Source organism: Mycobacterium sp., from assembly GCF_051006775.1.
In the GTDB taxonomy this organism is placed as follows: Bacteria; Actinomycetota; Actinomycetes; order Mycobacteriales; family Mycobacteriaceae; genus Mycobacterium.
On the sequence record NZ_JBPCSX010000038.1, the window covers coordinates 1 to 6,969 of the forward strand.

General features: G+C 66.6%; 7 protein-coding genes. 3 read left to right on the forward strand and 4 right to left on the reverse strand.

From position 1 onward, the window contains the following. A partial coding sequence (locus tag ACR2JI_RS02850; RefSeq protein ID WP_526387820.1) for a uracil-DNA glycosylase occupies positions 1–523 on the forward strand: 523 nt, incomplete at its 5' end. A gap of 51 nt (positions 524–574) precedes the next feature. Here ACR2JI_RS02850 and ACR2JI_RS02855 read toward each other — a convergent pair. Together ACR2JI_RS02855 and ACR2JI_RS02860 are read right to left on the reverse strand one after the other, a co-directional pair. Beyond that, positions 575–1,009, reverse strand: a complete 435-nt coding sequence (locus tag ACR2JI_RS02855; RefSeq protein ID WP_526387822.1) for a nitroreductase family deazaflavin-dependent oxidoreductase — start codon at positions 1,007–1,009, stop codon at positions 575–577. Beyond that, a complete protein-coding gene (locus tag ACR2JI_RS02860) occupies positions 1,006–1,428 on the reverse strand; it encodes an HIT family protein (RefSeq protein WP_526387824.1) in 423 nt (140 codons plus the stop codon). Before ACR2JI_RS02860 ends, ACR2JI_RS02855 begins: the two co-directional genes overlap by 4 nt. A gap of 51 nt (positions 1,429–1,479) precedes the next feature. Here ACR2JI_RS02860 and ACR2JI_RS02865 point away from each other — a divergent pair, with 51 nt between their 5' ends. After that, entirely contained in the window at positions 1,480–2,880 is a 1,401-nt protein-coding gene (locus ACR2JI_RS02865) for an amidase (RefSeq protein ID WP_526387826.1), read from the forward strand. A gap of 26 nt (positions 2,881–2,906) precedes the next feature. Here the strand turns inward: ACR2JI_RS02865 and ACR2JI_RS02870 are convergent, their stop codons facing one another. Both ACR2JI_RS02870 and ACR2JI_RS02875 read right to left on the reverse strand, forming a co-directional pair. Then, a complete protein-coding gene (locus ACR2JI_RS02870) occupies positions 2,907–4,808 on the reverse strand; it encodes an ABC transporter ATP-binding protein (protein WP_526387828.1) in 1,902 nt (633 codons plus the stop codon). Next, entirely contained in the window at positions 4,805–6,550 is a 1,746-nt protein-coding gene (locus ACR2JI_RS02875) for an ABC transporter ATP-binding protein (protein WP_526387830.1), read from the reverse strand. The genes ACR2JI_RS02870 and ACR2JI_RS02875 overlap by 4 nt, the downstream gene beginning before the upstream one ends. Before the next feature lie 114 nt (positions 6,551–6,664). Between ACR2JI_RS02875 and ACR2JI_RS02880 the strand changes: the two genes are divergently transcribed. Then, the coding region (locus tag ACR2JI_RS02880; RefSeq protein ID WP_526387832.1) for a DUF3558 family protein at positions 6,665–6,969 on the forward strand (305 nt) is incomplete at its 3' end.

The following is a 6,969-nucleotide window of genomic DNA, read 5'->3' on the forward strand; positions in this document are numbered from 1 at the left end:
GCGGCCGCAGATCCTGGTGCTGGGTCTGGCGCCCGCCGCCCACGGCGGCAACCGCACCGGCCGGGTGTTCACCGGCGACCGATCGGGCGACCAGTTGTTTGCGGCGTTGTATCGCGCCGGTCTGGTGAACTCCCCGGACAGCGTCGACGCGGGGGACGGTCTGGCCACCACGAAAATTCGTGTCGTCGCTGCGGTGCGGTGCGCCCCACCCGCCAATAAGCCGACGCCCGACGAGCAGGAGGCGTGCGAGCCCTGGCTGGCCGCCGAGTGGCGGCTGATCTCGCCGCACGTTCGAGTCGTGGTGGCCCTGGGCGGCTTCGCCTGGCAGGCCGCGCTGCGGTTACTCGGAAAGCCCAGGGGCGCAGCCAAATTCGGCCATGATGTGGTTGCCGAACTTCCCGATGTGATCCTCGTCGGCAGCTATCACCCGAGCCAGCAGAACATGTTCACCGGCCGGCTCACCCCGGAGATGCTTGACGACGTCTTCGCCGTCGCCGCGGCCCGCGCCGGTCTGAAGGAGTAACGGCAGTTGTTCCCCGGCCGGGACGCCGGGGACGCCGACGCCGCCTCTGACTCAGGGCGTCAGTCGCACCACTGGAATCGGCCGGGTGGTGCGCGCCTGATACCCGTCATAGCGATCGGAGTTATTGGCGTTGACGATCCGCCACACCCGGGCATAGTCGGGATCGTCGTGCAGAACCGGCATTGCGGTGGCCTCGAATCGCCGCGGGCCCACGTTGATCTCGACCCGGGGTGCGGCCTTGAGATTGTGATACCAGCCCGGCGCGCGGGGGTCGCCTCCGTTGGAGGCGACAACCAGATAGCTGTCGCCATCCCGGGCGTAGGACAGCGCACTGGTGCGGGGTAGTCCGGTCTTGGCCCCGACGGTATGCAGCAGCAGGCTGTTGGGCGCTCCCGGGATGCGGTGACCGATCCACACGTTGTTGCGCTGGTACAACGAATCGTGGGTGCGCACGAATAATCCGAGCGCCTTCTCGGCAAGACTCATGGCAGCACCGCCAGCGCCTCACGCAGGATACGTCCGGTGGTCTCCCGGTCGGGGTCGCGGCGCATCAGCATTCCCTTCGCGAACGAGAGCTTGTCACCGTCGCGGCGTGGCACGACGTGCAGGTGAATATGGAACACCGACTGGAATGCCGACTTGCCGTCGTTGATCGCCACGTTATTGCCGGTGGCCGCCAGACCGGAGGCCCTGGTCGCCCTGGCGATGCGCTGACCGACGGTCAGCAGCCCGGCCAGTGCCGGCGCCGGGGTGTCGGTCAGATCGACGCTGTGCTGCTTGGGGATCACCAGGGTGTGGCCCCGGGTGAAGGGCCGGATATCAAGGAAAGCCAGACAGTCGTCGTCCTCATAGACGCGGACCGCCGGTGCGGTACCGGCGACGATCTGGCAGAACACACAACCCATGAGGACCACCGTAACGGTTGGGGCGGCTCGTCAACGGCTACGCTGCGCTGAGTGGACGCCACAGATATCGCCTTCTCCGGGGCCGCTGAGCAGGCCCGCATGCTCGCGGCCGGATCCATCTCGGCGCCGGCGCTGCTTGAGTTGTATCTGGACCGCATCGCTCGGATCGACCGCGAACTGCGTTCATTCCGGATCGTCATGGCCGACAGCGCCCGCCGGGAGGCGGCCGCCGCACAGGAGCGCCTCGACGCCGGCGAACGCTTGCCGCTGTTGGGTGTGCCGATCGCGATCAAGGACGACAGCGATGTGGCCGGCGAGTTCACCTGCTTCGGCACCAGCGCGTACGACCTGGAGTCCACCGTCGACTCCGAGGTGGTGCGCCGGCTGCGCGAGGCCGGCGCGGTGTTCCTCGGCAAGACGGCGGTGCCGGAGATGATGCTATGGCCGTTCACCGAGACGGTGTCGTTCGGCGCAACGCACAACCCGTGGGATCTGGCCTATGCACCCGGCGGCAGCAGCGGCGGTAGCGGGGCCGCGGTGGCCGCCGGCCTGGCCCCGTTCGCGCTCGGCTCCGATGGCGCCGGATCGATTCGTATCCCGGCCAGCTGGTGCGGTCTCTACGGTCTCAAGCCGCAACGGGGGCGGGTGCCGATCGGTGGTGGGGATCCAGCCGATCAACCGTGGTACGGCCTCAGCGTCAACGGTCCACTGGCACGGTCGGTGACCGACGCCGCTCTGTTCCTCGACGTGACGAACACCGGTAAGGCTCCTCGTGGCGGCTTCGTCAAGGCGGCCGAACGTAAGCCCGGCCGGCTGCGAATTGCGTTGAGCGCCAAGCTGCCTCCGACAATGGTCGGGCGGGTCGGACGGTCGCAGCAGCGTGCACTGGAAGGAATGGAGGCCCTGCTGCGGGACCTCGGTCACGAGGTGATGTGGCGGGACCCGGACTACCCGGTCTGGGCGATGTACGGCCATGTGCTGCCGCGGATGTGGCGCGGCGTCTACGAGGAAGTGCGCAAGCTGCCCTACCCGGAGCGATTGGAGCCGCGTACCCGGGCAATCGCCCGGCTGGGTTCGATGGTCTCCGAAAGTCAGATCCAGAAGGTCATGGCAGCCGAACCCAAGCTCACCGCACGAGTCGGTTCGATCTTCGACGACTTCGACGTGTTGATCACCCCGGGTACCTCCACCGGACCGTCGCGGATCGGCCAGTATCAGCATCGCGGCGGCTTCAGCACGCTCTCGCTGGTCGCGATGCGGGTGCCGTTCTGCGCCGTCTTCAACGCCACCGGTCAGCCGGCGGCATCGGTGCCGTGGTTCTTTGAGGGCGAGAGCCTGCCGGTGTCGGTGCAGTTGGTCGGTCGACCGTCCGATGAGGCGACGCTGCTGTCGCTGAGCGCGCAGATCGAGGCGGCGCGACCCTGGGCGCACCGGCGACCGCCGGTGTCCTGAGCCGAAGGTGGACGCGCGCTGAGAACTTAAGCGCGCGTCATCTCCCAGTACGCTCCACGGCGTGCCAGCAGATCGGCGTGCGGGCCCTGCTCGACGATACGACCGCCGTCCATCACCACGATCAGATCCGCGTCGCGGATGGTCGAGAGCCGGTGGGCGATGATGAAACTAGTTCGCTCACTTTGTAAGCGGGCCATCGCCTTCTGCACCAGTAGTTCGGTGCGGGTGTCCACCGAACTGGTGGCCTCGTCAAGGATGAGCAGTTGGGGGCGTGCCAGGAACGCTCTGGCGATTGTGATGAGTTGCTTCTCGCCGGCACTGATAGTGCCGCCGTCATCGCTGATTCTGGTCTGGTAACCCTCGGGCAGCGACCGTACGAAGTTGTCGACATAGGCCGCGCGCGCCGCGGCGAGCACCTCGTCATCGTCTGCCTCGGGCCTGCCGTAAGCGATATTCTCGTGAATCGTCCCGCCAAACAGCCAGGTGTCCTGCAGCACCATGCCAATGCGGGACCGAAGCGACTCGCGGCTGATGTCACAGATGTCGTTGCCGTCGAGCAGGATCCGGCCGGAGTCCACGTCATAGAACCGCAGGAGCAGATTCACCAGCGTGGTCTTCCCGGCGCCGGTGGGCCCGACGATCGCTACCGTGCTGCCCGGTTCTGCCACCAGTGAGAGGTCCTCGATCACCGGCGTACCCGGTCGGTAACTGAATCCGACGCTGTGAAACTCCACCCGGCCCGGTCCGGGGCCGGCATCGGCTGCCGCGGAGGCGATCTCCTCGGGTTCGTCGAGGAACTCGAATACCCGCTCGGCGCTGGCGAGGCCGGACACAAGGGTGTTGTAGAAGCCGGCGACCTGGGTCACCGGCTGGTTGAACTGCCGAACGTACTGGATGAACGCCTGGATGCCACCCAGGGTGATCCGACCGGTCGCCACCTGGAAGCCACCGATGACCGCAACGGCCACATAGCTCAGGTTGCCGACGACCGTCGTGGCGGGCGACACCAGGCCGGAGAGGAACTGCGCGCCGAAGCCGGCGCGGTAGACGTCGGCGTTGAGTTCACCGAAACGCTGCTGGGCGGACTCGCGATGACCGAAGGTCCGTACCACGGTGAAACCGCTGTAGGTCTCCTCGATATGAGCATTGAGCCGGCCGGTACTGGTCCACTGCGCAATGAACATCTTCTGTGACCGGCGGGTGATCGCCCGGGTCACCCACAGAGACAGCGGGACTGTGACCACCGTGATCAGTGTCAGCAGGGGTGAGAGGGTCAGCATCATCGCCAGCACCGCCACGACGGTGAGCACAGCGCTGAGCAGTTGACTGATCGTCATCGAGAGCGATGTCTGGACGTTATCGACATCATTGGTCACCCTGCTCAGCAATTCGCCGCGCTGGCGGGAGTCGAAGTAGGACAGTGGAAGCCGATGCACCTTGGCCTCGACTTCGGCCCGCAGGGTGGTGACGGTCCGCTGCACGATCACGTTCAGCAGCCGGGCCTGCACCCAGATCAGCAAGGCGGCCAAAAGATACATCCCGAGGGCCAGTAGCAGAGTGCGTCCCACAGCGGGGAAGTCGACCCCGCGGCCGGGGATCAAATCCATCCGCGACAGCATGTCCGCGATATTCACGTCGCCGCGTGCGCGGGCTGCTGCCACCGCCTGTTGTTTGGTGATGCCGGCCGGCAGCTGACGCCCGACCACACCATTGAACAGCAGATCTGTTGCGTGCCCGAGAACCCGCGGGCCGATCACCGACAGCGCGATACCGCAGACCGACAGCGCAATGACCGCGATGGCCGGGATGCGGTGCGGTGTGAGGCGGCGCAGCAGGCGCCGCGCCGAGCCGACGAAATCCCGTGACCGCGCCTGCGCCGGGTCGGCCATCATGGCCCGGATCCCGCCGCGCATCGGGGGTGCGGTCACGGCTGCCCTCCGACCCCGGAGACCAGCGACTGCGAATCGGCGAACTCCGCATACGCGGGGCAACGGTGAACCAAATCAGCATGGGTGCCGACACCCACCATGCGGCCGCCGTCGAGTACGACGATCTGATCGGCCGCCATGACGGTCGAGATACGTTGGGATACAACGATTACGGTGGACGCTGCCGCTACGTCGCGCAGTGCTGCGCGGATCCTGGCATCGGTACCGACGTCGAGCGCGGAGAACGCATCATCGAAAAGGTAAACCGACGGCTTACGGATCACCGCGCGGGCGATGGCCAACCGCTGCCGCTGGCCCCCGGAGAAGTTGGCGCCACCCTGGGCGACCCGCATGGCCAGACCGTCCGGATGCGAACGCACGAAGTCGTCGGCCGCGGCCACCGCGAGTGCCGCCCACATCTGGTCCTCGGTGGCATCTGCTTTGCCATAGCGCAGGTTGTCGGCGACCGTTCCGGTGAACAGGTAGCCCCGTTGCGGCACCAGTCCCAACCCCGACCAGAGATCCTCGGTGTCGTAGTCGCGGACATCGACACCGTCCAGATGCACCGAGCCACTGGTCACGTCGTACAACCGGCAGATCAGGGCCACCAGCGTCGACTTTCCCGATCCGGTTCCACCGACGATCGCCGTCGTGCGGCCGGGCGTGGCGGTGAACGAAATATCCTGCAGCACCGGGCTTTCAGCCTCGGGATAGCGGAACCCCGCCCGGTCCAGATGCACCACTCCGTGAACTCCTCCATCCGGACGGATGGGGGAGGGGGGACTGGTGACCGACGGGTTGGTGTCCAGCACCGCGGTGATGCGCTCCGCGCATACCGATGCCCGCGGCAGCATGACCAGGACCAGTGTCGCCATCATGACGGCCATCAGAATCTGCGTGAAATACGCGAGGAACGCGATCAGTGAACCGACCTGCATCTGACCGGCGTCGATCCGGAGACCGCCGAACCAGATCAGCGCGACACTGGAGATGTTGATGGTCAGGGTGGTGACCGGAAGCATCAGTGCCTGCCAGCGCCCGGCCGCCAGGGCGGCATCGGATACGGCCTGGTTGGCCTCGGCGAATCGCCGCCGTTCGAACGGTTCGCGGGCGAACGCTCGGATCACCCGGATTCCGGAAAGCTGTTCGCGCAGAACGCGGTTGATCCCGTCGATGCGCTGCTGCATGCTGCGGAAGATCGGCAGCATCCGCGCCACGATCAGATAATTGGCGATGGCCAGCACGGGCACGCTGACCATCAGCAGCCAGGACAGGCCGGCATCCTGGCGGATCGCCATGATGATGCCGCCGACGCACATGATCGGAGCGGTGACCAGAGCGGTGGCCGTCATCTGCACCAGAACCTGGATCTGCCGAACGTCATTGGTGGTCCGGGTGAGCAGCGACGCCGGTGAGAAACGTGCTGCCTCGTGGGCCGAGAAGGTGGTGATATGGCTGAACAGCGCGGCCCGCAGATCGTGTCCGAGACCCATTCCGGTCCGCGATCCGAAATAGACCGCGCCGACCGCGCACAGCCCCTGGAGGGCCGCGACCGCGAGCATCATCAGACCGAGGCGCACGATCAGGGCGGTGTTCCCCTGTGTGACACCGTCATCGATGATCGCCGCGTTGAGGGTGGGCAGGTACAGCGATGCCAGGCTGCTGACGGTCTGGAACGCCATCACCGCGGCGACGGGCCACCGGTACGGCGCGACGTACTGTCGCAGCAGCGCCAGGAGCATTACGTAACTTTCCCACACCCGCCGGGGTCGGCAAACTAGCAGTTCAGCGGGTATGTCGCCGACTACGCCGGGCCCGGCCGCTACAGTGCATGCTGTGAGAATCAGCAGGTGGCGATGACCTCCACACGCAAACTCGTGGCCCTGGTGGTCGCCGCTGTGACGGTGACCTCCGTCGGTGCCTGTTCGACATCTGAGCGGGATCAGGCGGGGCCTGGTCAGCAGCAGTCGGACGCGCCGGCGCCCACGGCAGATGGCACGCACGGCCCGATGTTCGAGGAGTGCGGCGGGATCAGCGACGAGACCCTCGCTGAGCAGACCGGGGTGAGCGGCCTGGTCAGGACCGCGGTGAATTCGGTGGGCTGCCAGTGGCTGGCCGGTGGCGGCATCCTGGGCCCGCACTTCTCCTTCAGCTGGTTCCG

Coding starts and splice junctions, on each gene's coding strand:
- ACR2JI_RS02855 (WP_526387822.1), bottom strand. CDS start 1,009: ATGAGTCTTGCCGAGAAGGCGCTCGGATTATTCGTGCGCACCCACGAT.
- ACR2JI_RS02860 (WP_526387824.1), bottom strand. CDS start 1,428: ATGGGTTGTGTGTTCTGCCAGATCGTCGCCGGTACCGCACCGGCGGTC.
- ACR2JI_RS02875 (WP_526387830.1), bottom strand. CDS start 6,550: ATGCTCCTGGCGCTGCTGCGACAGTACGTCGCGCCGTACCGGTGGCCC.